23 protein-coding genes and 1 tRNA gene are annotated in these 23,181 nt (G+C 71.6%); 11 read left to right on the top strand and 13 right to left on the bottom strand.

Features of this window, described 5'->3' with window-relative positions:
* Window positions 1-201: 201 nt before the first annotated feature.
* Window positions 202-1,188: a Yip1 family protein gene (locus ACFW9Z_RS07270; RefSeq protein ID WP_384635634.1), complete on the top strand. Its 987-nt coding sequence runs from the start codon at window positions 202-204 to the stop codon at window positions 1,186-1,188.
* A gap of 100 nt (window positions 1,189-1,288) precedes the next feature.
* Here the strand turns inward: ACFW9Z_RS07270 and ACFW9Z_RS07265 are convergent, their stop codons facing one another.
* Together ACFW9Z_RS07265 and dcd are read right to left on the bottom strand one after the other, a co-directional pair.
* Complete coding sequence (locus tag ACFW9Z_RS07265) at window positions 1,289-1,789, bottom strand: phosphoribosyltransferase (RefSeq protein ID WP_384635632.1); 501 nt, start codon at window positions 1,787-1,789, stop codon at window positions 1,289-1,291.
* Window positions 1,790-1,795: 6 nt separating this feature from the next.
* A complete protein-coding gene (dcd, locus tag ACFW9Z_RS07260; protein ID WP_050358434.1) occupies window positions 1,796-2,371 on the bottom strand; it encodes a dCTP deaminase in 576 nt (191 codons plus the stop codon).
* 543 nt (window positions 2,372-2,914) lie between these two features.
* Between dcd and ACFW9Z_RS07255 the strand changes: the two genes are divergently transcribed.
* From ACFW9Z_RS07255 to ACFW9Z_RS07245, 3 genes are all read left to right on the top strand, one after another.
* Window positions 2,915-2,988: transfer RNA gene (locus tag ACFW9Z_RS07255), tRNA-Gly, on the top strand.
* A gap of 677 nt (window positions 2,989-3,665) precedes the next feature.
* Window positions 3,666-3,803, top strand: coding sequence for a hypothetical protein (locus ACFW9Z_RS07250; protein ID WP_384635629.1), 138 nt, complete (start codon window positions 3,666-3,668; stop codon window positions 3,801-3,803).
* A gap of 219 nt (window positions 3,804-4,022) precedes the next feature.
* Window positions 4,023-4,340 (top strand): NIPSNAP family protein, encoded by a 318-nt coding sequence (locus ACFW9Z_RS07245; protein WP_384635626.1) that lies wholly within the window; start codon window positions 4,023-4,025, stop codon window positions 4,338-4,340.
* Window positions 4,341-4,385: 45 nt separating this feature from the next.
* Here the strand turns inward: ACFW9Z_RS07245 and ACFW9Z_RS07240 are convergent, their stop codons facing one another.
* From ACFW9Z_RS07240 to ACFW9Z_RS07225, 4 genes are all read right to left on the bottom strand, one after another.
* A complete protein-coding gene (locus ACFW9Z_RS07240; protein WP_384635623.1) occupies window positions 4,386-4,967 on the bottom strand; it encodes a hypothetical protein in 582 nt (193 codons plus the stop codon).
* Window positions 4,964-6,397 carry an ATP-binding protein gene (locus ACFW9Z_RS07235; RefSeq protein WP_384635793.1) on the bottom strand — a complete coding sequence of 478 codons (1,434 nt, stop codon included), beginning with the start codon at window positions 6,395-6,397 and terminating at the stop codon, window positions 4,964-4,966. Before ACFW9Z_RS07235 ends, ACFW9Z_RS07240 begins: the two co-directional genes overlap by 4 nt.
* Window positions 6,398-6,612: 215 nt before the next feature.
* Window positions 6,613-7,296 carry a response regulator gene (locus tag ACFW9Z_RS07230; RefSeq protein ID WP_384635620.1) on the bottom strand — a complete coding sequence of 228 codons (684 nt, stop codon included), beginning with the start codon at window positions 7,294-7,296 and terminating at the stop codon, window positions 6,613-6,615.
* Between the two features lie 271 nt (window positions 7,297-7,567).
* Entirely contained in the window at window positions 7,568-8,800 is a 1,233-nt protein-coding gene (locus ACFW9Z_RS07225; protein ID WP_384635617.1) for a lipid II:glycine glycyltransferase FemX, read from the bottom strand.
* Between the two features lie 252 nt (window positions 8,801-9,052).
* Between ACFW9Z_RS07225 and ACFW9Z_RS07220 the strand changes: the two genes are divergently transcribed.
* On the top strand, window positions 9,053-10,285 hold the full coding sequence (locus ACFW9Z_RS07220) for an Ig-like domain-containing protein (RefSeq protein WP_384635614.1): 1,233 nt from the start codon (window positions 9,053-9,055) through the stop codon (window positions 10,283-10,285).
* Window positions 10,286-10,426: 141 nt separating this feature from the next.
* Entirely contained in the window at window positions 10,427-11,488 is a 1,062-nt protein-coding gene (locus ACFW9Z_RS07215) for a hypothetical protein (RefSeq protein WP_384635611.1), read from the top strand.
* A gap of 61 nt (window positions 11,489-11,549) precedes the next feature.
* On the opposite strand, the gene ACFW9Z_RS07210 is transcribed toward ACFW9Z_RS07215, so the two are convergent.
* The gene (locus tag ACFW9Z_RS07210; RefSeq protein WP_384635608.1) at window positions 11,550-12,200 is read right to left on the bottom strand and encodes a response regulator; all 651 of its coding nucleotides are present in this window, start codon (window positions 12,198-12,200) and stop codon (window positions 11,550-11,552) included.
* A complete protein-coding gene (locus ACFW9Z_RS07205; protein ID WP_384635605.1) occupies window positions 12,197-13,438 on the bottom strand; it encodes a sensor histidine kinase in 1,242 nt (413 codons plus the stop codon). Before ACFW9Z_RS07205 ends, ACFW9Z_RS07210 begins: the two co-directional genes overlap by 4 nt.
* Window positions 13,439-13,588: 150 nt before the next feature.
* Between ACFW9Z_RS07205 and ACFW9Z_RS07200 the strand changes: the two genes are divergently transcribed.
* Complete coding sequence (locus tag ACFW9Z_RS07200; protein WP_384635602.1) at window positions 13,589-14,137, top strand: VanZ family protein; 549 nt, start codon at window positions 13,589-13,591, stop codon at window positions 14,135-14,137.
* A gap of 19 nt (window positions 14,138-14,156) precedes the next feature.
* Here ACFW9Z_RS07200 and ACFW9Z_RS07195 read toward each other — a convergent pair whose 3' ends face one another.
* Entirely contained in the window at window positions 14,157-15,593 is a 1,437-nt protein-coding gene (locus tag ACFW9Z_RS07195; protein WP_384635599.1) for a serine hydrolase domain-containing protein, read from the bottom strand.
* 340 nt (window positions 15,594-15,933) lie between these two features.
* On the opposite strand from ACFW9Z_RS07195, the gene ACFW9Z_RS07190 reads away from it, so the two are divergent.
* Window positions 15,934-16,584 carry a TetR/AcrR family transcriptional regulator gene (locus tag ACFW9Z_RS07190; protein WP_384635596.1) on the top strand — a complete coding sequence of 217 codons (651 nt, stop codon included), beginning with the start codon at window positions 15,934-15,936 and terminating at the stop codon, window positions 16,582-16,584.
* A gap of 19 nt (window positions 16,585-16,603) precedes the next feature.
* Here the strand turns inward: ACFW9Z_RS07190 and ACFW9Z_RS07185 are convergent, their stop codons facing one another.
* The 4 genes from ACFW9Z_RS07185 to ACFW9Z_RS07170 form a co-directional block, all read right to left on the bottom strand.
* On the bottom strand, window positions 16,604-17,239 hold the full coding sequence (locus tag ACFW9Z_RS07185) for an ATP-binding cassette domain-containing protein (protein WP_384635593.1): 636 nt from the start codon (window positions 17,237-17,239) through the stop codon (window positions 16,604-16,606).
* A complete protein-coding gene (locus ACFW9Z_RS07180) occupies window positions 17,236-18,930 on the bottom strand; it encodes a hypothetical protein (RefSeq protein ID WP_384635590.1) in 1,695 nt (564 codons plus the stop codon). Before ACFW9Z_RS07180 ends, ACFW9Z_RS07185 begins: the two co-directional genes overlap by 4 nt.
* A gap of 1 nt (window position 18,931) precedes the next feature.
* On the bottom strand, window positions 18,932-19,318 hold the full coding sequence (locus ACFW9Z_RS07175; protein ID WP_384635587.1) for a hypothetical protein: 387 nt from the start codon (window positions 19,316-19,318) through the stop codon (window positions 18,932-18,934).
* Between the two features lie 197 nt (window positions 19,319-19,515).
* Window positions 19,516-19,731: a DUF4287 domain-containing protein gene (locus ACFW9Z_RS07170; protein WP_384635584.1), complete on the bottom strand. Its 216-nt coding sequence runs from the start codon at window positions 19,729-19,731 to the stop codon at window positions 19,516-19,518.
* A gap of 231 nt (window positions 19,732-19,962) precedes the next feature.
* Between ACFW9Z_RS07170 and ACFW9Z_RS07165 the strand changes: the two genes are divergently transcribed.
* The 3 genes from ACFW9Z_RS07165 (at window position 19,963) to ACFW9Z_RS07155 (ending at window position 23,170) form a co-directional block, all read left to right on the top strand.
* Window positions 19,963-20,454 (top strand): DUF3515 family protein, encoded by a 492-nt coding sequence (locus ACFW9Z_RS07165; RefSeq protein WP_384635581.1) that lies wholly within the window; start codon window positions 19,963-19,965, stop codon window positions 20,452-20,454.
* Between the two features lie 251 nt (window positions 20,455-20,705).
* The gene (locus ACFW9Z_RS07160) at window positions 20,706-21,395 is read left to right on the top strand and encodes a hypothetical protein (RefSeq protein WP_384635578.1); all 690 of its coding nucleotides are present in this window, start codon (window positions 20,706-20,708) and stop codon (window positions 21,393-21,395) included.
* A gap of 107 nt (window positions 21,396-21,502) precedes the next feature.
* The gene (locus tag ACFW9Z_RS07155) at window positions 21,503-23,170 is read left to right on the top strand and encodes a serine/threonine-protein kinase (RefSeq protein ID WP_384635575.1); all 1,668 of its coding nucleotides are present in this window, start codon (window positions 21,503-21,505) and stop codon (window positions 23,168-23,170) included.
* The last annotated feature ends 11 nt before the right edge of the window (window positions 23,171-23,181 follow it).

Genomic DNA, 23,181 nt, shown 5'->3' with positions numbered 1-23,181 from the left:
GTTCCGGGCGGTGAACCCCAGAACCTGATCCCCCCGGGCGGGTACCACAGACGCCCCCGTACGCACCTTCTCCACGGCGCTGTTCCTCCCCTGAACTCCCCCTCCCCGCCGCCCCTAGGGGATGTCACAGCTCGGCCGCAATGGCGGTCGGGTTCCCCCGGCCCCCACTCCCCGGCTCCGGGGACCAGGTACGTTCGATGGGTGGCTGGATTCAGGATCGGACGCGGCCGGGACAACCGCACCCCGCAACAACCGCAGCAGCAGCGGCAGCAGCCGTACGGAGGGCAGGCACCACAGCCGCCGTACGGTGCTCAGCCGTGGCCGACCGCAGGAGGCGGCGGCAACGGCGCGGCGCCGCCGCCGTACGGAGCCCCCCAGGGCACCCCGTACACGGGCGGCGGCTACGCCGGGCACGGCCAGGGCGGACCAGGGCACGGCGCACACGGACACGGCGGACACAGCGGACACGGGCAGGGCCCGCACGGCCACGGCGAGCCGGAGTACTTCGGCGACCCCTACGCCGACCCCGCACCCCACGACCCGTACGCCAACAACCCGGGTCACACGCAGGCGTTCAGCATCAACGACGACCCGTACGGCGACGGCAGCACCTACCACGCCGGTCACGGCCCCGCCCAGCCCGCAGGCCCCCGCCTGCGCTGGAAGGAGCTGCTGACCGGCATCGTGACGCGCCCCGGCCCGACGTTCTGGCAGATGCGGGACTACCCGGTGTGGGGCCCGGCGCTGATCGTCACGTTCCTCTACGGCCTGCTCGCGCTGTTCGGCTTCGACCAGGCCCGCGAGGACGCGATCAACGCGACGATCTCGACGGCCGTCCCGTACGTCCTCTTCACCGGCGTCGGCTTCGTCATCGGCGGCCTGGTCCTCGGCGCGGTGACCCACACCCTGGCCCGCCAGCTCGGCGGCACGGGCTCGTGGCAGCCGACGGTGGGCCTGTCGATGCTGATCATGTCGATCACCGACGCCCCGCGCCTGCTCTTCGCCGTCTTCCTCGGCGGCGAGAACTCCCTGGTCCAGATCGTGGGCTGGCTGACCTGGCTGGCAGCCGGCGCGCTGTTCACGTCGATGGTGAGCAAGTCGCACGACCTGCCGTGGCCGAAGGCGCTGGGAGCGTCGGCGATCCAGCTGATCGCGCTGCTGTCGATCATCAAGCTGGGCACGATCTGAGAAAGAGCGTGAGAGAGAAGAAGGCCCCCGGAGCGCAGGACGCACTCCGGGGGCCTTCGACAAGCACAGGGCATGCAGAGGGCATGCAGAGGGCCTGGCCCTACGAGTCGAGGACCTGCCCGTCCCGCCGGACGACGGGCTTCTCCACGCTCCAGGGGAAGTTGATCCACTGATCGGTCTTCTTCCACACGTACTCGCACTTCACGAGGGAGTGGGACTTCTCGTAGATGACGGCGCTGCGGACCTCGGCGACATGGTCGACGCAGAAGTCATGGACGAGCTTCAGGGTCTTGCCCGTATCAGCGACATCGTCGGCGATCAGCACCTTCTTCTCCGAGAAGTCGATCGCGTTGGGGACGGGCGCCAGCATCACCGGCATCTCCAGGGTCGTCCCGACCCCGGTGTAGAACTCCACATTCACCAGATGGATGTTCTTGCAGTCCAGCGCGTAGGCGAGCCCACCGGCCACAAAAACGCCGCCGCGGGCGATGCTGAGGACGACATCGGGCTCGTACCCATCGTCGGCGACGGCCTGCGCGAGCTCGCGCACGGCCCGCCCGAAGCCTTCGTAGGTGAGGTTTTCCCGCACGTCACTGGTCATGATCGATCACACCTGGGTCCGATGGAAGTTCTGGAACGACCGCGAGGCCGTCGGCCCCCGCTGCCCCTGGTACCGCGACTCGTACCGCTCGGAGCCGTACGGGAACTCGGAGGACGAGGTCAGCTTGAACAGGCACAACTGCCCGATCTTCATGCCCGGCCAGAGCTTTATCGGCAGGGTCGCGAGGTTCGACAGCTCCAGGGTCACGTGCCCGGAGAACCCGGGGTCGATGAACCCGGCCGTGGAGTGCGTCACCAGCCCGAGCCGCCCCAGCGAACTCTTCCCCTCCAGCCGCGAGGCCAGGTCGTCGGGGAGCGAGATCACCTCGTACGTGGACGCCAGCACGAACTCGCCGGGGTGCAGGATGAACGCCTCGTCGCCCTCGGGCTCGACGGTCCGCGTCAGGTCGGGCTGTTCGACGGCCGGGTCGATGTGCGGGTACCGGTGGTTCTCGAACACCCGGAAGTAGCGGTCCAGCCGCACGTCGATGCTCGACGGCTGCACCATCGAAGGGTCGTACGGATCAATGCGGACGCGGCCGGCGTCGATCTCGGCCCGGATGTCCTTGTCTGAGAGAAGCACGAACCGAGGATACGCAGAAGGCACGACCCCACCCCAACCGGACCACCCACACCCTCGGGAAGCCAGGACCAGCGGCGGGCCCCAAGGCCCACCGCTCACCCCTCCCCGCCCCCCTTGTTCCGCCTCCTGCCACCTACCGCTTCTCGAACCCCACCGGAACGGCGTGCCGCAACCGGGCACACCGGGGACACCGGATCAACCGCCCCGGCCCGATCCGGTCGGCCCCGAGCTGCTGCATCGGGAACGACGAGGTAGCGAAAACATGCCCTTCGGCACAGCGGACGACGGTGCGCTCCATCGACTCCATCAAGTCCCTTCCCCAACCACATATGGACGAGAAAGCCACATTAGGGGATGAACAGGACGCCACTCGACACGGCACTCCGACCACCCACGCTACGCCCCCAACTCCCGCCCACCCCACCCGCATCCACCCCGGCCACACCACGGGGCACACACAGAAGAGACCCCACGGCTCATCCACCGGGGGCCTGACATGGGGTACAGTGTGTGACGATGCAGCGCCGATCATCGGCACGCTTCGCGGGTGTAGTTTAATGGTAGAACATGAGCTTCCCAAGCTCAGAGCGCGAGTTCGATTCTCGTCACCCGCTCCACGACTGAGGCCCAGGTCATCGTCCTGGGCCTTGTTAGTTGTCTGGACCAGCTCGGGCGGCGCGCATGAGGTTGTCCAGGCTGGTCGGCCACTTCCCGCTGCCGCTCAAGGTCGGAGTGTTGGTGGATCGTCGTGGCGCGGCCTTCTCCGAGGATTGCCCGGACCGGTCCATCGTGTCTTTGAGCGTGGCCCCGGGTCGGGTGGTCGGTGTGTGCCCGGGTGGCGGAGGCTGGAGGAGCGGAACCTGTCCGGTATGCCGACAGGCTCCCCGGGCCCTTGTGTCGCTTCCGATCGAAAGTGGAACGGTGGAACGGCTTCAGGTGCCGGAATACGCGGTAGCCACCCGGAGCCTGGTTCTGTACCTTGCCCACATGACTGACAACCGAAGGGGCAATGCCGCGTAGGCGCCCATCAGCCGTACGGGGCGATCTGCCCATCCGCCCCCTGAGGCGGCGACGATACCCGTTGATTGATCACCTTTCAGGGTCCTGCATGGCCGACTTGCGTCGGCTGGAGCGGACCCGCTTCTGGCCCGAAGCCGCGGAAGAAGCGTTCTGGCACTGGAAGGTCCTTGCCCATGGCCCGCTCAGGCAGCTTGTAGACCCACGCATGGGTGTTGGTTGCGGCCTCCCTGGGTGCGGTTGCTACGGCGCCGGCTTCCGCGAGCGGCTCGAAGCCGTGCTCCACGCACTGCCCAAGAAGAGCGCGCGTGAGTTGCGCGCCCTCGTACGCGCCCTCGACGAGAAGATCCTGGCAAGAGCCAAGGTCATCCCGGCTGACAGCCTGGAGACGCGCTGGTGGCTGGGCCAGTTCTAAGCCCGGCCTGGCCTCTCAGGGTGAGCGGTGGCGCACCGGGATGGGCACCGGAGGAGCCGGTCAGCAGTGGTCACCGCAGCCGGCCAACGGTCGGAGGCTTCCTGTGTCCGGACGGTCAGGGCAGGTGCCAGTCGGCCCATGTCCGTATCCGTATCGGATGCGCTGGCCAACCTGTTCTGGTCGTACCAGTGCCCGTCCGGGGCACGGCATCATGCAGGCATGATCACCATTCACCTGAGGTACGAGATCGACGCTGACAAGCTTGAGGATTTCGAGGAGTACGGTCGCCGCTGGGTTCGGCTCGTCGATCGGTTCGGCGGGACGCATCACGGCTATTTTCTGCCTGGTGAGGGCGACAGCGACATTGCCTACGCCTTGTTCTCCTTCCCGAGTATGGCCGCGTACGAGCAGTACCGGTCGGACAGCATGACCGACCCGGAGTGCCGGGAAGCGTTCGAACTGGCCCGTGAGACCCGGTGTATCAAGCGCTACGAGCGCCGTTTCCTCAGGCCGTTGGACGGGGGGAGTAGAAGGTGAAGTGATCTGGGGCGGGGCAGAGTTGAGTTGCTTCCTGGCGTGTTCTCAGCCCGTTGTGTTGGGGGCCAGGCCGCAGGTGTCGGAGCTCGATGCTCCGTCCTGGCCCTTCAGCTTCACGATCAACTGGCCGTCGGCGGTCTGGCTGTAGGCGATCGTGCAGGTCAGCTGGCGTCGGGCGGTGGTGTTCAGGTCCTTCAGGGCGAGGGGCAGGTGGGTCGTGATCGTGTTGCCGGAGACGGGGTCCACCTTGACCATGGTGCCGGGGCGCGCGGAGGGGAGGGCGGTGGTCAGGCCCGCTGCTCGGTCCTCCGCTCGCGGGCCGGCCAGCAGTGCCATGACGACCTTCTCCGTCGATGGCGGGGCGGGAAGGGCGACGGTGCCCGACTCGGCGTCACCCTCGGTGTACTCGTCCGGTGTCCTGACCGTCCGGAGTACCGGGTTCAGCCCTCCGTAGGAGGTGGGGAAGAAGAGCATCATGTCGTCCTCCCGGTTGTAGAAGGCCTCGACGGTCGCGGGGCCGCCCGCCTCGATGGCGTCGGTCTCCTGAATGCCGCAGCCGCCCAGCAGCGGTACGGCGGCCGCGACGGCGAGGGCCGCCGCGCGTCGGTGTGCCCGCGTACGCCTCATACGGTGGTCTCCTCCGCGTGCAGCGGTATCTCGACGGTGAAGACGGCACCGCCCTCGGGGAGGTTCCCCGCGCGGATCGTTCCGCCGTGCAGACGTACGTTCTCCTGGGTGATCGCCAGCCCCAGGCCGCTGCCCGCCGAGCGGGTACGGGCCTCGTCGGCCTTGTAGAAGCGGTCGAAGATGTACGGGATCGACTCGGGGCGGATGCCGGGGCCCCGGTCCGCGACCTCGGTGATCAGTACGGGCGTTCCCGCGGGGCGTTCGCCGGTGCGCAGGCTTACGGTGACCGGCGCGCCGCCGTGCCGCAAGGCGTTGCCGACCAGGTTGGCGATCACGACGTCGAAGCGGCGTGGGTCGAGCCGGGCCCGGATGCCGGAGGGGAGTTCGGCGTGGACCCGGTCGTCGTCGTGCCACTGCCGGATCTGGAGGGTCTTGCGGATGGCCTCGGCCACATCGACCTCGTCGGCGTTCAGCTCGGCCGCGCGGGCGTCGAAGCGGGAGATCTCCATCAGGTCCTCGACCAGTACGGCGAGCTTCCCCGTCTCCGCGCTGACCAGCCGGACCGCCCGGGCGGTGTCGGCGTCCAGACGGTTCGCGTCCTCGTCCAGGACCTCGGTGACGGCGAGCATTCCGGCGAGGGGCGTGCGCAGTTCGTGCGAGACGTCGGAGGCGAAGCGGCGGGCTCTCGCCTCCGCCTCGCGCAATTCGTGGACGGAGTCCTCCAGTTGTGCTGCCGACTCGTTGAAGGTCGCTGCCAGCTCGGCCAGTTCGTCGCTGCCGCGCACCGGGATCCGCGTGTCGAGTCTGCCGCTGCCCATGTTCCTGGCCGCCCGGCGCAGTTCCCGTACCGGGCGCAGCACACTGCGTGCGGCGATCAGGCCCGGCACCAGCGCGACCGCGAGGCCGGGCACGGCGCCGTCCCGGGCAGCCATGAGGAGCGCATCGACGTTGATCTGTTCATCGGTCATCCGCATGACGGCGTACAGGACGAGTCCGCTGGGCAGCACGCTGTACGGGCCGGTCTTGAAGACGGTCGGCATCGCGATCGTCAGGTAGGGGACACCGTCCTTGACGACCCGCTCGAAGCTCCCGTACGGGTTGGCCCGGGCGGCGCGGCGCAGTTCGGGGGTGATGACGGTGGAGACGGGGTTCTCGCCGGAGGAGGCGCGGACCGAACCGTATTCGGCGAACACCACCCAGGGACGCGGTTTGCCCTTGCGGGCGAGGTCGCGCAGGAGTTCCTCCAGCCCCTCCTCCTGAATGGGCAGGCCGTAGCCCGTCTGCTGGACGTGCTCGCGGAACGTCGAGACCGCCGTGTCCTGGGCGGTCTTCAGCAGCGAGTTGCGGGCCTCGCGGTACGTCAGCGCGGACGTCGTGCCCGCGCTGACGGCGGCGACCAGGAGGAAGGCGGCCAGCAGTCGCGTACGCAGGCCGAACGCCCGGACTCGCGAGCGGTGGGGGGTGGGTGGGGTGGGTGGGGTGGGTGGGGTGGGTGGGGTGGGTGAGGTGTGTGGTCCCGAGCTCGGTTGTGGTTGTGGTTGTGGTTGCGGTGCAGGTCGCGGTCCCGGTTGCGGTTGCGGTTGCGATGCCGTGTCCTTGGTCTTGCCCCGGCGCAGGCGCAGGCGGTCAAGGCGCCTGGCCGTGCTCACAGCGGGCCGAAGCGGTAGCCGAAACCCCGCAAGGTCTGGACGTAGCGGGGGCTGCCTGCCGACGGCTCGATCTTGCCGCGCAGCCGTGCGACGCATGCGTCGACCAGTCGGGCGTCCGCGTGGTACGTGTGCTCCCAGACGTTCTCCAGCAGTTGCTGCCTGCTGAACACCTGCTCAGGGGCGGCGGAGAGGTGCAGCAGGAGCCTCAGCTCCGAGGGAGCGAGCGACAACGGGCGGCCCGCTCTGGTGACCGTCAGCCCGACCCGGTCGATGGTGAGTTCGCCGTACACCTCGATGGCCGGGCGGCCCGGGCCGCTGTCGTCCATGCGGCGCAGTACGGCACGGATCCGGGCCTCGATCACCTCGGGGCGGGCGGGCTTGACGATGTAGTCGTCGGCACCGGCTTCCAGGCCGATGACCACGTCGAAGTCGTCGCCGCGCGCGGTGAGCATGATGATCGGCAGCTGGCTGTGGTCGCGGACCTGCCGGCAGACCTGTACGCCGTTCATTCCGGGCAGCATCAGGTCCAGCAGCAGCAGATCGGGGCGGAACTCGGCCAGTGCGGCGAGGCCGTCCTCGCCGGTCCCGGCCGACCGTACGTCGTGGCCGCGGCGGCGCAGACCGAGTTCGACCCCCTCGCGCACGGCAGGGTCGTCCTCGATGAGGAGCACGCGGGGCATCGGGCAGTTCTCCCTCTGTGGTGGTCAGGGGCAGGGGCAGGGCAGAGCCGACCAGGGTTAGGGCCGGTTAGGGCCGGCCGGTCAGGGGCGGGGCCGTCGTCGGCGTACACGCAGGAGAAGCGCGTCCAGTTCGCCGAGTCGCCGTGTACGGGCGAGCAGGGCCCCGGGGGTGCGTGCGTGCCGTGTTCCGGCGGTGCGAGGAGGTGGATCGGCGTCCGGTTTCATCGGCTTTCATGGGGCTTCATGGGGCTTCATGGGGTTCAATGGGCTTTCATCGGCGCTTCAAGTACGCCTGGAAGGCACGGTGAAGCGCATGGTTGGCGCTGCCGCCCACTGGCCTCTCCCATTCCCCCAACGTCTCGACGACCTGTCCCCCGGTGCCGAGCTTCCACCGCAGCAATCCGTACACGCGTTCCTCCGGATCGAGAGTGGAGGGTACCCCGCGCATGTCGTAGACGTCCGCGCCGAGGGCGTGGGCGTCCTGGAGCATCCGCCACTGGAGGGCGTTGGAAGGCCGGACCTCGCGGCGGTGGTCGGCCGAGGCGCCGGTCTGGTACCAGGCCCGGCGGCCCACCGTGATCAGCGTGTGGGCGGCCAGGATCTCGCCCTGGTGGCGGGCCAGGTACAGCTTCATCCGGCCCGGTTCCTCGGCGTTGAGCGCGGCGTACTGGCGCTCGTAGTACGCGAGCGAGCGGCCGAGCCGGAAGCCGTCGCGCCGCTCGGTGATGGTGAGCAGCCGGCAGAACTCCGGGAGGTCCGCCGCGCTGCCCACCACCACCTCCACGCCCTCTTTCTGCGCCCGGCGCACATTGCGGCGCCACTCCTGACTGAGCCCGGACCACAGGTCCTGGGTGGTGCGTCCGGTGAGCGGCACATGGAAGACGTGCCGGGGCTGGGCATCGCCGTCCCCGCCCCCGGGCCCGCCCTCGCCGGTTCCCTCGCCGCCGCAGCGCCTCCAGCCCCGGGCCCGCAGCCGTTCGGCGACGGCGGTGCCGAGCGGGTCGACCTCGCTGGCGAGGACATCGCCCAGGCGACGGCCCGGGGCGGTGAACGGCTTGAGCCGGGCGGCGTCCCAGCGGCGGTGGGCGGGTGAGGGGCCGATGCGTACGGCGAAGGCGCCCGTGCGGCGCAGGTGCTCCAGCAGCGGGTCGAGCCAGCCGTCGATGGCGGGGTCGTGCCAGTCGGCGACGGGGCCTTCGGGGAGGTACGCGAAGTACTTACGGGTTCCCGGGAGTTGGCGCAGCAGCACCAGGGCCACGCCCGTCAGCCGGCCCGCCTCCGGGTCCGGTCCCCAGCCGAGCAGTTGGGAGAGCCAGCCCTCCTTGACGTCGGCCCAGGACGGGCACTGGAGGAATCCGGCGCCGAGGGCCTCGCCTTCGGGGGACGCGAGGAAGGCGCGGTAGCTCTTCGCGGTGATGGTTCGCAGGGCCACGCCCCGGTCCCGGTCCCGTCCTCGGCGCACAGGGCTGGACGACGACGACGGCGGCACGAGCAGTGCTGACATGATCTGGCCTCTCCTTCTTCCCGGGTCCTCTTCCGGTTCCGGGGCACTCCGGGCCTTTCGCGGGGTGCAGAGGATGCTCACAGCGGTTCATGACCGCTCCGCGCGGCGAATGTGACCGGACCATGACCGTTCCTCACCAGTCGCCGTCACATTGCCCCGCAGCCTCTGACCTCGGGTTTTCCGGCTCTACAGTCACGACATCGCCGACTCGCCCGCCCCTCTCGTGATGTCCCGGAGGTCCCGTTGTCCCGCTTGTCACTCCCGCGTCCACACACCCGCACCCGCACCCGTGCACTCGCCCCCGCCCGGGTCCGGGTCCGGGCCGCCGCCGTCGCCGCCCTTCTGCTGCCGCTCGCCGCCTGCTCGTCGAGCACCTCCCCCGTCGCCCCGGCCACCGAGGCGACGCCGAGCCCCGACGACCGCCCCGTCACGGTCACCGTCACGCCCGCCGGGAAGAAGGTCCCGGCCGGTGAGCCCGTACGGGTCACGGCCGCGGGCGGCAGCCTCACCTCGGTGACCGTCACCGATGCCGAGGGCCACCGGCTCGCGGGCAAGGTCGCCGCCGACGGCCGGTCCTGGGTCTCCGACCGCAAGGCCGTACCCGGCACGGCGTACACGGTGACGGCGGCGACCCGGACCCCGGGCGGAACGGCCCGGAGCACCGAGTCCGGCTTCACCACGGCCCCGGCGGACAAGGTCAACAAGGTCGACTGGCGGCCGGGCGCCGGCGCCACCGTCGGCATCGCCCAGCCCATCTCCCTGGTCTTCGACCACCCGGTCAAGAACCGGGCCGAGGTCGAGAAGCAGCTCAGGATCACCACCTCGAACGGCACCGAGGGCTCCTGGGGCTGGATACGCGACTGGTCGGGCCGGGACCGGGTGGACTGGCGGCCCAGGACGTACTGGAAGCCCGGAACCGAGGTCACGCTGAACGCCGAGCTGAACGGCACCGACTCGGGCGCGGACGGCGGCTGGTTCGTCCGTGACTACGCGACGGCCTTCACCATCGGCGACCGGCAGGTCGTCGAGGTCGACCTGGACCGCCACCGGCTCTCCCTCGTACGGGACGGCAAGACGCTCCGCCGTATAGCCGTCTCCGGCGGCACACCCGGCGGCGACAAGCGTTCCTGGCGCGGAACCGCCGTACTCATGGCCAAGGAGGGCACGATCAACATGAACTCCGAGACGGTGGGCCTCGGCGACGCCTACGACAAGATGGTCGACCACTCGATGCGGCTGACCTGGTCGGGCATGTACGCGCACGCCGCCCCGTGGAACGCCAAGCACTTCGGCCGGTCCAACCAGAGCTCCGGGTGCATAGGGATGAGCGACGCGGATGCCGCCTGGTTCTATGCGCAGGTGCGGCCGGGCGACCCGTTCGAGATCACCGGCAAGGACACCAAGGGCGTGGTCGAGCCCGGGAACGGCTTCGGCGCGTGGAACCTCTCGTGGACCGAGTGGCAGCAGCGGAGCGCGCTGCGCTGAGGCGGAGTCGCCCGGGGGATTCGGGACGTACGAAGAGTACGGAGAGCGCGGAGAGCACGGAGAGTACGGAGAAGGCTGCTCGGTCGGACGCGTGAAGCGCCTACCCTCCAAGGAACATCGCGGGGTGATGGGGGGCGGGGGATGCGTGGACCGGGGCGAAGAGCGCGGGACCGTAAGCGGGCGCGGGCGCAGGAGCAGGAGCAGGAGCGGGAGCTTGAGGCCGAAGTGACGGCTTTCGGCGAGATGCTGGCCGGGCACAGCTTCGCTCCGGGTGATCCCGCGACGCCTCCGGAGGCGCTGGACGACTGGGCCCGTGCCCTCGACGCGTACGACGCCGCCTCGCGGGCCCTGCACCGCCGGGGACAGGCGGAGGTCGTTCCGCAGTTGTTGCGGGAGGGGCTGGACGCGCTGGTGGACCTGGAGGCCCGCGTTGCCGGGGCGCCGCTGCCCCAGCGGCTTCCCCCCTGCTTCTTCGACCCGCGGCACGGGCAGTCGGCCACCGAGGTCAGGTGGGCCCCCAGCGACGGTGCGAAGCGCCTGATCGCCGTGTGCGCGGCCGACGCGATACGTCTCCGTGAGGGTTCGCCGCCGCTGCTCGGCGGGCGTCCCGCACCGGTCGAGGAGCCCGGGGAACTGCCTCCCGGCGGACCTGATGGCGGCCTGTCCCGGCCGGTCGAGCCGTTCCGGTCGGCCGGACTGTCCCTTCCCTGGACGATCGGGCTGCTCGTGCTGGTCCTGGGGTACGGGGCCGCCCTCGTCGTCGCGGGCGACCTGCCCGGAGCGGTCCTGGCCGTCATCATCGGCGGGAACCTCGGCGCAGTGGCCCTTCTCTCGGGGATCCTCGTCGGCGATGCCGCGGTCGACCTGTGGGTGCTGGTGCGCCGGGGGCGTCTGACACGGGCGGCGTTCGTCCGGTCGGCGCGCGGTCGGAGCGGGGCGTACGAGCACGTCTACGCGGTCACCGACGCCTCGGGCCGACGGCGGGAGTTCACTCGGCGGGCGGGCGGCCGGGCCTCGGTCCCCGTACCCCTTCGGACCGTCTGGTATCTGCCGAAAGCGGACGGCACCGGCAAGGGGGTGAGCTCCTGGTCCCCCGTCTGGCTGCCTCTGCGCGTTCTCCTCGGGCTGCCGGTCGTTCTCGGCAGCGCGGCCGTCACGCTGTACCTGATCCCGGGACGGCTGATCACCGTCCTCCTCCCCTGACCCGGGGACGGTGACAGTGGCGGTACGGACCTGAGCAGCCGTACGGAGAGGGCCCGGCGTCTCACGCCCCGCGCCCCGCGAGCCCGCTGCGCCAGGCCCAGGCCGCGATCTCCACGCGGTTCCTCGCCCCCAGCTTGGCCTGCACGTTGGTGAGGTGGGTCTTGACGGTGCCCACGGTGATGGAAAGGGCCGTGGCGATCTCGGCGTTGGTCAGGCCGTCGGCCAGCAGCACGACGACCTCCCTCTCGCGCGGGGAGAGCCGGGTGGCCGTCTCCGGACCGGAGGAGACCGTACGGAACTGCCGCAGGAGCCGCACCGTGATCGCCGGGCTGACCAGGGAGTCACCGGCCGCGGCCGCGCGGACCGCCTCGGCCAGCAGGCGCGGGCCGGAGTCCTTGAGGATGAACCCGCCGGCCCCCGCGTCCACCGCGCGGGCCAGGTACTCCTCGTCGTCGAAGGTGGTCACGATCACGACGTGGGGCCGGTACGGGGCCTGGGGGCGGGTGAGGTGGCGCAGGGCGTCCAGACCGTTCAGGCGCGGCATCCGGATGTCCATCAGCACGACGTCCGGCCGGTGCAGCCCGACCATCTCCAGGGCCTGGAGGCCGTCCCGGGCGTGGGCGACGACGTCGATGTCGTCCTCGGCGGAGAGGATCATGGCCATGCCGGTACGGACGATCTCCTGGTCGTCGGCGAGCAGCACCCGGATCATGGGCCGTCCCTCCACACGCTCTCCCAAGGGATCCGGGTTTCGACCCGCCACTGTCCGCTGCCGTCGGGGCCTGCCCGGAAGGTGCCGCCTTCGGCGGTGACCCGTTCCTCCAGTCCGACGAGACCGTATCCCGTCGGGGGCGGTCCCGTCGCCGTTGCCGGAGTTTGTGCCGCCACTGGGGCGCCCCCCGGCCGATCGTTGACGATGTCGAGTTCGGCGGACCGTGGGAGGGCGCGGAGCGTCACGGTCACCCGGCGGGCGTCCGGGGCGTGCTTGCGTACGTTGGTCAGCGACTCCATGACGACCCGGTGCACGGCCGCCATGGCCGCCGCCGGCAGACGGTCGACAGGCCCCTCCTCGTCGAGCCGGGCCGCTCCCCCGCCGGGCAGCCCGAAGGTCCCCACCAGGGCCCGCAGTTGCTCCACCCCGCCCGCCGGTACGGGCGCGGCCTCCGTGCGGAGCCCGCCCACCATGTGCCGCAGCGCCCGGAGGGCCTCCGAAGCAGACCGTTCGATCTGCCCCAGCGCCGACGCGGCCAGCTCCGGCCTGGACGCCGCGACCACCTGGGCCCCCTGGGCCTGCACGACGATGCCCGTCACATGGTGGGCGACGAAATCATGCAGGTCCCGGGCGAAGATGAGGCGCTGCTCCAGGCGTACGTGCTCCGCGTGGCGTCGGCGGTCGGCGGCTGCCAGCCGGGCCACGACCGCCCCGGTCAGCCCGGCGCAGACGGCGAACGTGCAGAGCAGCGCCAGGATGAGGCTGTTCTCCGTCATTTCCACGGCCACCGGTCGCAGGACCACGGCCAGGCACAGCAGGAGGGACGCTCCGGCGGCGGGCCGGGCGGCCCCGTACCGGACCGTGAGGACCAGCACCACGGTGAGCGCGGTGATCTCGAACAGGGTGTAGGCGTCGGCGCGCCCCACCGACGACCCCGGCCGCCCGGCGGCGACACGCATCCACGCGCTGCACCCGAGGGACACAGCGCCCGCCACCGCCCCGGCCGCCGCAAGGATCCGCGGGTCGCTTCGCCACCGGCGTACGGCCCAGACCGACATCGCGAGGACGGGGGCGGCGGCCGAGAGGGCGGTCAGGGGTGCGAGGGCGGACCGGTGGACACCGGTGCGGTGGTCGGCGGCGAGCGCCAGCACCAGGACGGCCCCGACGAGGAGGACGCCGAGGCGGAACAGGACGCGGCGCATCCGGGAGGAGGCTCTGCCGAAGTGCGGGGAGTGCATGTCCGCAGCGTACGTACCCGCCTCGGGCGGCTCCCTCTGCCGAAAGTCGTAGGGCGCCGGGCGGGCTCTGTCCTTCGGCGGATACGGGGCGGCGCCCGCGCGAGCAGGATCGCTCAGGACGACCGACGAGCCAGCCGCAGGGGGCACCCGATGAACTTCCAGACCCAGATTCCCACCGCCGCCGTCCTCGGACCGGCACTCGCCGTCTTCGCTCTCGTGGCCCTGGTCCGCCACCGACGCGACGCTCCCGGCTGGCGGGGCGGCGGCCCGCTGGCACTGCGGATCGCCACCGCGCTCTACGCGGCGGCGGTCGCCTCCCTCACCTTCTTCCCCCTGTGGGTCTACGGCGGGGACTACCGCAACCAGGCGGAGTGGATCAGTCAGATCCAGCCGGTGCCGTTGCTCATGGCGGACATCACCATGGTCCCCAACGTCATCATGTTCATGCCGCTGGGCTTTCTCCTGCCGCTGCTCCTCCCCCGTATCAGCCGTGGCCGCACCGTTCTGACCTGCGCTCTCGTCAGTCTGGGCATCGAGGTCACCCAGCTGCTCCAGTACATCGTTCTCGCCAACGGCCGCGCCGTCGATGTCAATGACCTGATCGCCAACACCCTCGGCGGTCTCCTCGGGTACGCGGTCCTGCGCGCCGCACAGCGCACGGCCGCCACGCGCACCGTGCTGGACAAGGTGTCTCCGTAACTCTCCCCCTCGCCGCCTCTCACCCCTCGCCCTGTCGCCGCAGGTCCAGAGCGGCGAGGACCGTACGCTCCACCGCGAGCAGCAGGGCCAGTCCGGCGGCGGCCACCACACCCCATCCCACATCGGGAGCCCAGAGCAGGGCCGCCTCCACCGTGCCGCCGAACGCCGCGGGCAGCCGCCACAGGAGTGCCGCGAGGAGCAGCGCGGCGGTGACCGATGCCGTGGTGGTGGCGACGATCCTGCGGCGGGAACGGGCGCGGGCCGCCGCTCGTCGGCCCGGCAGGCGGCGCAGGGCCGGGGCGGCCGCGCACAGCAGGAGCAGGACGACGAGGGCGGCCGAGGCCCAGGGCAGGACGGTGGCCATCGGGTCGGTCGACGTGGTGCCGGGGTCCACGCCGGAGAGCAGGCGCGCCGCCCCGAACGCCGCACTGTGGAACTCCCCGGCCCGCAGCAGGTGGAAGGCGTTCTGGAGGACGATCACCGCCCGGTCGCTGTCGGGCAGCATGACGACCATGGCGTCATGGCCGGGCAGCGATCCGGACTTCCAGACCATGCGCTCCCCCGTGCCCGGGAGGGTGCCGACCGACCAGCCGAGGCCGAAGCGGTCCACGTCGCTCTCGACCTGGCCGCGCCGGCTCTCGGCCATGCCCTGCGCCGAGAGCACCCGGCGCCCGTCCAGCCTGCCGCCGCCGAGCACGGCGAGGGTGAACCGGGTCAAGTCCCGTACGCTGCCGCCCATATGCCCGTACGGGACGCCCGAGGTGTCGTAGGGCGCGGCAAAGGGGACGGGGGCGCCGAAGACGGAGCGGTGGCCGGGCGCCACCCGCTCGCGCTCGAAGTCCCGCTCGGTGGCGACGGCGTGGTCCATCCCGAGCGGACCGAAGACCCTCTCGTGCAGATAGGTGCCGAACGGCCGCCCGGACACCTCCTCGACCAGGGCGCCGAGTACGGCGTAACCGGCGCTGGAGTAGGCGTAGGACTCGCCGGGACCTGCGGCGGGGACGGTCTTCGCGAGGTCGCGCACCGCGTCGGCGAGGGCACCCGGTGCGTTGTCGTAGCGGTCCGCGATCTCGCTGGAGGCCGAGGCGGGGATGCCGCTGGTGTTGGTGAGCAGGTGCCGGACGGTGATGCGGTCGGACACGCCCCGGTCCGCGAGCCGGAACCAGGGCAGGTACGTCCGTACCGGCGCGTCGAGGTCCACCCGGCCCGCCTCCACCTGCTGCATCACGGCAAGGCTGGTGATCGGCTTGGACACCGAACCCCACAGGAACGGGGTGTCCGGTGTGACCGCCCGGCCCCGGCCGTCCTCACCGAAGCCCCGCTGGTGCGTGACACGTCCGCCTTCGATGACGGCGAGCGCGGCACCGGGCGTGCCCGTCGCCTCAAGCCGGGCGCGTACGTACGCGTCCAGCCGGGACCGGTCCGTCGTCGCATCACCGGCGGCAGCGGCGGCCACGACACGTAACCCCGGGCCCTCGGCCGCGGGGGGGGGGGGGGGGGGTAAGGCCCCCCCCCGGGGCGCCCGTCGCCGCCCCCCCCACCGGGGGCGGGCCCGCCCCACCCCCATCACCCGGCCGCCGGCGCGGGTGGGGCGGTGTGGTCGTGAGACCGGCCACCGCGGCCGCCACCAGCGCGGTCCGGACCACCTTCCCCAGCCCTGTGGACCATCGGCGCCCCCGCGCCTTCGCCACCGCTGTCGTGTCCACAGCCACCCCCTGGTCGACGCCCTCCGTTTTTACCATACGAGCATATGGTCAAAGAGTTACGCAAGGTCCGGCGGCGGATACCCTGGCGCCATGCCGAAGGTCGTCGATCACCAAGCCAGGCGCATCCAGGTCGCCGACGCCGTCCAGCAACTGATCACCGAACAGGGCCTGGACCGGGTCACGGTGGCGCGGACAGCCGCCGCGGCAGGCGTCTCCGTCGGGCACGTGCAGCACTACTTCCCGACCAAGGACGAGATGCTGCTGTTCACGCACGGACGCGTCGTCCAGCAGGTCCTCGACCGGGTCTCGGAGCTCGGGGAGCGCGCCACACGGCAGCGGCTGCCGATCCGTGACGTGGTCGTCGAAGGGCTTGTCGAATGGCTCCCGGTGGATCCCCGCCGCCGCTCGGCACACCGGGTGGTCCTGGCCTTCCTGGGCCGCACGGTCGACAACCCGCGCCTCGCGCACGCCCATGCCGATACGGGGCGGCTCATCCGCTCGATGCTTGCCACGGCCGTCCAGAACGGGAAGGAGTGCGGCGAGGTCCCGGACGGCACCGATCAGGATCTCGCCGCCCTCGAACTCCACTCCCTGGTCGAGGGCCTGGCTCTGCAACTCGGATCCGGTCCCGACGCCGACGCCGCCGACGCCGCCAACGCCGATGCCTCCCGTACCGCTCTCGCCCTCGTCGCAGCGCGCGTCCAGGCCGTCTTTCCCGGGCGTTGCCGCCAGTACGAGTAGACCGCCGGTCATCAGGTAGTCAGTGCCGGGAGGCTCCTGACCGGGAGGCTCCTGAGTGGAGGGGCGGGCGGTCACGGTCCAGTACGAAGTCGTCCGTCACCGTCAGGGTGGTGGGGACCGTGTGGCTGATGAGGAGGACGAGGCGGTCGGTGGCCCACAGCGAGAGCTCCTCGGCGATCTTCTCGACGCCCTCCTGGTCGATGCCGTTGAACGGCTCGTCCAGGACCGCACAGCCGAAGGTGCCGAGGGTGCAGACGACGTACCAGAGCTTGCGGGTGTTGCCGGTGGACAGGGTCTTCGCCGCGTGGTTCAGCCAGGGTTCGAGTCCCAGCCGGATCGCGCGGTCCAGGCCGTCCTCGGAGCCCGTACCCCGGCATCGCGAGGTGAAGACGATGTGGTCCCGGACCGTCATGTCGGGGTAGAGGGCGGGCTGGGTACGGCAGATCCGGCGGCCGGACCGGGCCGCCGGGGTGCTCGCGTCCAGGCCGCCCACCCGTACCGTGCCCTGCCAGGGGGCCAGGTACCCCGAGCAGAGTTCCACCAGGGTGGACTTGCCCGTACCGTTGCCGCCCCGCAGGTGTACCAGCCCCGGCCTGCCGAAGGAGAGCGAGAGCCCGGTGAACACGGGGCTGCCCTCCACGTAGCCCGCTGTCACATCGCGGATCTCAAGGGCAGGGACTTGATCCGACGGCCGATGCACGTGATCGCTCCTCCGAGGAGACAGACGCTGTAGAAGGCGGCCAGCAGCCGCAGGGACAAGGAGTGCGCGGCGCTGCCCGCGAGGGCCGGCAGGGCCAGCCCGATGGAGGCGCAGGCCACGAAGACGCCGGGCGCGCTCGTGCCGTCCACCAGCCGCTTGGGGGCCGAGGCGAGTGATTCCGCGATCAGCGAGGCGGACATGACTCCGAGCCCCAGGAACGGCAGCTCCCACAGGACCGCGCCGCTGACCAGGCCTGCCACCGCCGCCACGCCCGTGGCGAGCAGCACCGCGTGGGCGGTGCAGTAGAGCGTGGCGGTGACCGCGACATGGCGGTGGGAGAGCAGGTTCTCCCAGGCGAAGCGGAACTGGGGTCCGAGCGCGGTCGGCCCGCTGGTGGCCAGCACCAGCTCGACGCAGCCCAGCAGCAGCACGAAGCCCAGCGCGATGGCGGAACGCGTCAGGGGCTGTTCGGCTCCGGCGGGCAGAGGCAGCAGTCCGCTGCCGGAAGCGTGTACTCCGGCCAGCAGCAGGGCGGCGGCCAGCAGGGCTGCGTAGGCCCGTTTGACCATCGGGAAGGTGCGGCCGGAGGTGAAGTGCCGGTGCAGGACCGGCAGCAGCGGCAGCCTTGTGGGCCGGAAGGTCATGGGCGGGGGCGGGACCGTGGCGGGGTGTCGGGAGGGGCGGAGGGCTATGGCGAAGCCGTTCCGGTCCAGGCGGCGGTATTCCCGTACGAAGGAGGGCAGGGCTGCGGCGGCCAGGGCCACGCATGCCGCCGTGACGACGATGGCCAGCACCTCGGCGACGCCTACGCCTGGGGCCGCGCCGAGGTTCGGGGCCGCGCCGATGTCCAGGGTCATGCCGAGGTTCGGGGCCGTGCCGACGCCCGGGGCCGTGCCGATGTCCGGGGCCGTGACCCAGCTCGCGCCCGAGCCCACGCCCGTAACTCCGCTCGCGCCCGCCCCCGCCGCGTCCCCTCCCCAGGAGCCGTCCCGTAGTGCGCCCATGGTCGGGCCGCCCAGGGTCAGGCCCGCCGTCACGCCCGTGGTGAAGACCGTCAGGCCCAGCGCCGCGAGCGTGCCGGGGCCCGTGGCCGCGGCCGTGGAACCGGCGCGGGTCGCCAGCCGGGCCGATACGGTCAGGGTGAGCGCGCAGAGCGCCGGCGGGACGCAGATCAGCCCCGGCGTGAACGGACCGGCCACGGAGTTCCCGAAGGCGGCCAGGAAGGCCGCGTCCACGGCGAGCAGGGCGGCGTGGAAGTACAGGATCCGGGCGGCGCAGTAGACCAGGAAGACATCGCGGGCCCTGATGTCCAGGGCCCGGAAGAAGTGTTCGTTGGGGGACCCGCTGACGTTGTGGCGCCGCCGGGAGAACGCCTCGCGCAGCAGGTACACCCCGCCCGCGTACAGGTTGACGAGCAGGAATCCGGCCACCAGGACCGGGCCCGGCACCTCGGCCGTCAGGTGCAGCAGCCGTGCCCCGAAGAAGGCCCCGGCAAGCAGCGCCAGGAGGGTCAGGGCACCGCCCGTGGCGCAGAGCGTGCGGAAGACGGGCAGGGGCATGTTCCAGCCCAGCGCGTTCAGCCGCTCGAAGAGCAGGAAGTCGGCGGTGTTGCGCAGGCCGGAGCCGGACGTACGGGGTGGCGCCATGTCAGAAGCGGTTCCTCGGCCGGTTCTCCGACGCCTCGGCGCGCAGCAGGGTCACCCGTACGCAGACCAGGACGGACACCCCGACGGACAGGCCCAGCAGGGCCTTCAGCCACAGACCGCCGCCCGAGGCACCGAGCGTCGCGGCGTGACAGGCCGCCGCTGCCAAGAACGCCGGCAGGGCGGCGCGGTACGAGGGTGCGCGCGGCGCCGGCACGATGACCAGCGGTACGGCTGCCCCCAGCACGGCCAGGGCGGGCAGCAGCCATACGGGCACACCCGCCGCCCGTGCGTCCTGGGCGACCAGGAGGACGGCGGCAGCCGCACCGGCGAGGGTGACGACGGCTGCGGCGGCCCGCTCGACGGTCAGGGGTGATGTGGTGGGGCGCATCGCTCTCCCTCTCGCCCGGCGTGGATGGTGATGGTCTTGCGCCGGTCGAGCCCTGCTCCTCCCCTCGCCCTCAGTGCGTACGGAGGACGTGGAGAAGCAGTGACGCGATCACCGCAACCAGCAGGACGTACGAATAGTGCCTACCGGTTGTCTGCGGGGGTGAGGCGGCCGGTACCGGGCCCGAAGCCCGGACCTGGTCACTTGCCGCTGTTCTCGGCGAGGGTGTGGGCGACGAGGGCGTTGGCGTGGCCGTGTCCGAGCCCGTGCTCGGACTTGAGCCAGCCGACGAGCTCCATGTGCTTGGTCAGCGGGGAGGAACGGATGAGGTCCTTCCACTCGACGATCGGCCGGCCGTACTTCTTCTCGATGGACGGGAAGTAGCTGGCAGGGCCCTTCACGGCGTTGTCGGTCATGGTGGGTGGCCTCTCCTGTTGCGGTGTGTCGTCGCTCTTATGACCGATGGCGAGCGGCGGAGTCATCGGCTCCGCGGTGTGCGATGGGTCACAAGGGGAGTTGGGCCGACCCGTCTCCGTACGCCGTGATCGAGGGTTCCCGTGGCGCGGTCAGGTGGCCGGTGCGGGCGGCACGTGCCCCCGCGATAGATTCTCGTACCGACCGACAAATCACCCACACGGGGGTCCGAGTTGACCAAAAGCATACGTAAGCCGCTGCGCGCCGCCGCTGCGCTGGCCGCCTGTACCGCCGCCTGTACCGCCTTCCTCGCCGGATGCGGGTCGGGCGACGGCTACAACCTCACCAAGCCTCCCTTCGCGGGAAATCCGGCGTGCGACACGCTCACCGGCAAGCTCCCCGACGAGCTGGGCGGGCACTCCCTGGAGAAGTCGAACGTGGCCGGTGCCGCCGCCTGGGGGGACGGCGACATCATCCTGTACTGCGGCATGCCCGCGCCCGACACCAGTGACAACTGCTCCACCGAGGGCGGGATCGACTGGGTCGCGCAGAAGCCCGCCGACGACCGGACCGCCAAGATGTTCTCCACCCAGGGCCGCAGCCCCAGCGTCCAGGTCCGGTTCCGCAACGAGACCACCGACCCCTCGGCCGTCCTCCCGTCCCTCGCCCCGGCCATGAAGGACATCAAGGCCGACGGCAAGGGGTGCGACGACGCCAAGAGCTGACCTCGTCACGTGAGTGGGCCCGCGCCCCGGGAAGGGCGCGGGCCCGCCCGCCCGGACCGGTGATCCGGGCGGCCCGCCCTCCCCGCCGCGAACCGATTCGAGACGTTCGGCGTCGCGCTCAAGTCGCCTTGTGGAAACGGACGTTCACCTGCCATATGTGCAGAATTCCTGTCGCGTGGCCCGATCGGGGCGAAGATCGAACCACACAGGCGCGGGGCCGGACCGCGCCCCGGGAGGACGGAGACCCACCCATGCCGGACCCGACGACCGCCGAGCGCGACCCACGCACCCTCCGGTGGGCGGCCGCCGCGCTGACCACCGCCGGTGTGCTCCTCGCGCTCTACCCGGCCCTGCGCCCCTACAGCGACGAGACCACGCTCGACGGCGCGCACGCCATGGCCTCCGGCCGCTGGGCCCTCTCCCACCTCGCCGGCATGCTCGCGTTCATCCTGCTGCCGCTCGGACTGATCGGCGTCCGCGCCGCCGTCACCGGCACCCCGGGCGGGCGGCCGATGACCGCCGCGTTCCTCACCGCCTGGTTCGGCGCCGGGCTGGCCCTGCCGTACTACGGGGGCGAGGTCTTCGGACTCCAGGCCATCAGCGAGGAGTCCGTCCGTACCGGTGACGCCGGGCTGCTCACGCTGGCCGACTCGGTCCGCATGGACGCCGTCCCCGCCACCGTCTTCGGCCTCGCGATGCTGCTGTTCGCCGCCACCGGGGTGCTCGTCGCCCTGGCCCTCGCCCGCTCCGGCCGCGCCGCCCGCTGGCTGGGCCTGCCGTTCGGTGCCGCCCTCGTCCTGTACCTGCCGCAGTTCTTCGGCGGTCCCCCGGTCCGTATCGCGCACGGCCTGCTCACCGCCGTCGGCTTCCTGCTGCTCGCCCGCTGGCTGCTCACCCGCGCACCGGGCGGGGATGCGGAGCAGTCGGCTCCGCCCGTCTGACCGTGCGACCCGCTTAGGCTGAGGGTCCGGTCGGCCGATCAGCCGACCAGTTGACCAGTTGAGCAGCAGATATGAACAGGGTCAGGACACCCGGGGGGAACGGGCCGATGAACCATGCGACCGAGGTGTTCCAGCCACTCCAGGCGGACGATCCGCCCTCGGTCGCCGGTTACCGGCTCGCCGCCCGGCTCGGCGCGGGCGGCATGGGGCGGGTCTACCTCTCGCACACCCGGGGCGGCCGCCCCGTGGCCATCAAGGTGGTCCGGCCCGAGCTGGCCGACGACCCGGCCTTCCGGCAGCGGTTCCGCCGGGAGGTGGAGGCGGCCCGGCGGGTCCGGGGCGCGTACACCGCCGAGTTGGTCGACGCCGAGGTGGACGGCGTACCGCCCTGGCTGGCCACGCTGTACGTGCCCGGGCCCTCCCTGGACGATGCCGTCGCCCGGCGCGGGCCGCTGCCGGTGAGCGCGGTGCTGTGGCTGGTGGCCGGAGTGGCCGAGGCGCTCCAGGCCGTCCACGGCGCGGGGATCGTGCACCGGGACCTGAAGCCGTCGAACGTACTGCTGGCCTCCGACGGGCCGCGCGTGATCGACTTCGGCATCTCGCTGACGCCCGGCGTGACGTCCCTCACCGCCACGGGCGCCACCGTCGGCACGCCCTCCTTCATGGCTCCCGAGCAGGCGTCCACGGGGGAGATCACCGCGGCGACCGATGTCTTCGCGCTGGGTCAGACGGCGGCGTTCGCGGCGCTGGGCAGGCCGTTGTACGGAGGTGGGTCCTCGGTCGGCGTGCTGTACCGGATCGTCCACTCGGAGCCCGACCTGTCCCTCCTGCCCGAGCAGCTCCGCCCGCTGATCGCCCGCTGCCTGGCCGCCGATCCGGCGGAGCGGGCCTCCCTGGCGGAGATCGTCGCGTGGTGTCGGCAGCGGCTGGGCGCGGATGCCGACGCGGGCGGCGGACCGGCCGTCTGGCGGGAGATCACGGGGCCGGAGGTGGCGGTCCCGGGCCCGGCCCCGGACCCCACCCCGGTGTACACGCTGCCGTTGGTGGCCCGGCCGCTTCCCGTACGTACGACGGCAAAGGCCCGTAGGTGGCGCACCGCGCTGATCAGCGCGGCAGCCGTGACGGTGGCGGCGCTGCTGACCGGGCTGACGTGGACGATCCTGGACGCGACGGACGGGTTCCGTGACCGGAACGCGGCGGCTTCCGACGGGTCCTCGGCACCGTCCGACCGGAACGCGGCTCCGGACTCCGCGTCGGGCTCCGCGTCACCGTCCGCGTCACCGCCCGCGTCGGCCTCGGAGGGCGGTGGCCGGGCGGCGGAGGCCGACGGCCCGGCACCGGGCGCATCGAGCCCCGGTCCTGCCTCGGCCGGGGCCACGAAGCCGCAAGCCGTCGCGCATCCCGGCCAGTTCCTGGACGAGAAGAACTCGATGAGCCTCAGGGAGCCGGTCATCCGCGAGGACCGCAAGGGGGACATCCGCCTCGCCTGCCGGAGCACCGGCTGTGAACTGCGGAGCAACAACGGCCTGATCGTCCCGCTGTACGACGATCCGGGGGCCACCTACGACGACTGCCGCACCCTCCTCGACGATGCCCCCCGTACCGACAGCCGCAGTCTCGGGCTCGCCTCGGTGGCGGCAGGCAGCGAGATCTGTATCAGGAACGCCGCCGGGGACATCGCGCTGTTCGTGGTCCAGGTGAAGTCGGCGGCTCTGCCGACGGGCGGGTCCAGCTTCCTCACCGGGGACATGACGGTGTGGCGGGCGGCGGACTGAGGGACGCGCCC

This window comes from Streptomyces sp. NPDC059452 (assembly GCF_042750035.1).
Lineage (GTDB): Bacteria > Actinomycetota > Actinomycetes > Streptomycetales > Streptomycetaceae > Streptomyces.
Note: the sequence above shows the minus strand (reverse complement) of the source record. Positions and strands in the feature narration are given on the sequence as shown.

What these genes read in the sequence shown, in the direction of transcription:
- ACFW9Z_RS07265 (WP_384635632.1), bottom strand. Translation starts at nt 1,789, where the DNA reads ATGACCAGTGACGTGCGGGAAAACCTCACCTACGAAGGCTTCGGGCGG.
- ACFW9Z_RS07245 (WP_384635626.1), top strand. Translation starts at nt 4,023, where the DNA reads ATGATCACCATTCACCTGAGGTACGAGATCGACGCTGACAAGCTTGAG.
- ACFW9Z_RS07240 (WP_384635623.1), bottom strand. Translation starts at nt 4,967, where the DNA reads ATGAGGCGTACGCGGGCACACCGACGCGCGGCGGCCCTCGCCGTCGCG.
- ACFW9Z_RS07230 (WP_384635620.1), bottom strand. Translation starts at nt 7,296, where the DNA reads ATGCCCCGCGTGCTCCTCATCGAGGACGACCCTGCCGTGCGCGAGGGG.
- ACFW9Z_RS07225 (WP_384635617.1), bottom strand. Translation starts at nt 8,800, where the DNA reads ATGTCAGCACTGCTCGTGCCGCCGTCGTCGTCGTCCAGCCCTGTGCGC.
- ACFW9Z_RS07215 (WP_384635611.1), top strand. Translation starts at nt 10,427, where the DNA reads ATGCGTGGACCGGGGCGAAGAGCGCGGGACCGTAAGCGGGCGCGGGCG.
- ACFW9Z_RS07210 (WP_384635608.1), bottom strand. Translation starts at nt 12,200, where the DNA reads ATGATCCGGGTGCTGCTCGCCGACGACCAGGAGATCGTCCGTACCGGC.
- ACFW9Z_RS07205 (WP_384635605.1), bottom strand. Translation starts at nt 13,438, where the DNA reads ATGCACTCCCCGCACTTCGGCAGAGCCTCCTCCCGGATGCGCCGCGTC.
- ACFW9Z_RS07200 (WP_384635602.1), top strand. Translation starts at nt 13,589, where the DNA reads ATGAACTTCCAGACCCAGATTCCCACCGCCGCCGTCCTCGGACCGGCA.
- ACFW9Z_RS07190 (WP_384635596.1), top strand. Translation starts at nt 15,934, where the DNA reads ATGCCGAAGGTCGTCGATCACCAAGCCAGGCGCATCCAGGTCGCCGAC.
- ACFW9Z_RS07180 (WP_384635590.1), bottom strand. Translation starts at nt 18,930, where the DNA reads ATGGCGCCACCCCGTACGTCCGGCTCCGGCCTGCGCAACACCGCCGAC.
- ACFW9Z_RS07175 (WP_384635587.1), bottom strand. Translation starts at nt 19,318, where the DNA reads ATGCGCCCCACCACATCACCCCTGACCGTCGAGCGGGCCGCCGCAGCC.
- ACFW9Z_RS07170 (WP_384635584.1), bottom strand. Translation starts at nt 19,731, where the DNA reads ATGACCGACAACGCCGTGAAGGGCCCTGCCAGCTACTTCCCGTCCATC.
- ACFW9Z_RS07160 (WP_384635578.1), top strand. Translation starts at nt 20,706, where the DNA reads ATGCCGGACCCGACGACCGCCGAGCGCGACCCACGCACCCTCCGGTGG.
- ACFW9Z_RS07155 (WP_384635575.1), top strand. Translation starts at nt 21,503, where the DNA reads ATGAACCATGCGACCGAGGTGTTCCAGCCACTCCAGGCGGACGATCCG.